Raw genomic sequence first — 1,541 nt, 5'->3', positions numbered from 1 at the left:
GGTTACGCCGCCGCCAACGCCTACCTCGACGCCCTGGCCCAGGAACGCCGAACCCGCGGGCAGGTCGCCACCTCCCTCGCCTGGGGCCCCTGGGGCGGTGGCGGGCTCGTGACCTCCGAGGGCGAGGAACAACTCGGCCGCCGTGGCCTGCCCGTCATGGAGCCGGACAATGCCCTGACCGCACTCGCGCAGGCGCTCGCCGGCGACGAGACCTGCCTCGCCGTCGCCGACGTGGCCTGGGACCGCTTCTCGCCCGCTTTCACCGCGTTGAGGCCCAGCCCACTGCTCGGCGACATCCCCGAAGTCGCCCACCTGCCCGCGACGGCCACCGCCGACGCGGGCGGCGCGGGCGAGCGTACGACGGAGAACGGGCGACCGGAGCTGGTCGACCGGCTGCAGGGCCTCGATGCACCGGAAGCCCACACCGTCCTCCTCGACGTGGTCCGCACACACGCGGCGGCGGTACTCGGCCACGGTGACCCGTCTGCCATCCCCGTAGCGACGGCCTTCCGCGACCTAGGCTTCGACTCCCTCACTGCGGTCGAACTACGAAACCGCCTGGCCCAGGAGACCGGACTCCAGCTCCCCGCCACCCTGGTGTTCGACTACCCGGACGCGCAGGGCCTGGCCGGTCACCTCGTCGATGCGATCCTGGAGCGGGAGACCACCCACGGAGCACCCCGGTCCCAGCAGACCGGCGCCGACGACGAGCCGATCGCGATCGTGGGCATGAGCTGCCGCCTGCCGGGCGACGTACGGTCGCCGGACCAGCTGTGGCAGCTCGTCAGCGCGGGAGCCGACGGCATCACCGGCTTTCCGTCCGACCGAGGCTGGGAGGACGCACCCTCCGGAGGCCGCGACACGGACCTCGGGTTCGCCCACGCCGGCGGATTCCTGCACGACGCCGGACACTTCGACCCGGAGTTCTTCGGGATCTCGCCGCGTGAGGCCCTGGCGATGGACCCGCAGCAGCGCCTGCTCCTGGAGACCTCGTGGGAGGTGTTCGAGCGGGCCGGCATCGACCCCATGTCCGTGCGTGGCACCCGTACCGGTGTCTTCGCCGGTGGCTGCAGTCAGGGCTACGGTGCCGGAGCGCTCGCCCAGGGCGAAGAAGGCGTCAGCGGACAGCTGTTGACCGGAACGGCCACCAGTGTGCTGTCGGGCCGGGTGTCCTACGCCTTCGGCCTGGAGGGCCCGGCGGTGACGGTGGACACGGCCTGCTCTTCGTCGCTGGTCGCGCTGCACCTGGCGGCTCAGTCGCTGCGCTCGGGTGAGTGCGAGATGGCTCTCGTCGGCGGTGTGACCGTGATGGCCGGACCCAGCGGTTTCGTGGAGTTCAGCCGCCAGGGCGGCTTGGCCGCCGACGGCCGTTGCAAGTCCTTCTCGGACGATGCGGACGGCACCGGCTGGGGCGAGGGCGTGGGCGTTCTGCTGGTCGAGCGGCTTTCCGAGGCGCGGCGCAAGGGCCATCAGGTGTTGGCGGTGGTGTCGGGTTCGGCCGTGAATCAGGACGGTGCGTCGAACGGTCTGACGGCTCCGAA

Annotated in this window: 1 protein-coding gene; it reads left to right on the top strand. The window is 71.8% G+C overall.

All coding sequences use genetic code 11. The features are described from left to right. On the top strand, positions 1–1,541 hold a 1,541-nt coding region (locus tag BT364_RS38915), incomplete at both ends, for a type I polyketide synthase (RefSeq protein WP_143166644.1).

It is taken from the genome of Streptomyces atratus (assembly GCF_900119365.1).
Taxonomy (GTDB): Bacteria; Actinomycetota; Actinomycetes; order Streptomycetales; family Streptomycetaceae; genus Streptomyces; species Streptomyces atratus_B.
The sequence above is the reverse complement of the archived record's forward strand: the minus strand, read 5'-3'. Positions and strand labels throughout refer to the sequence as shown.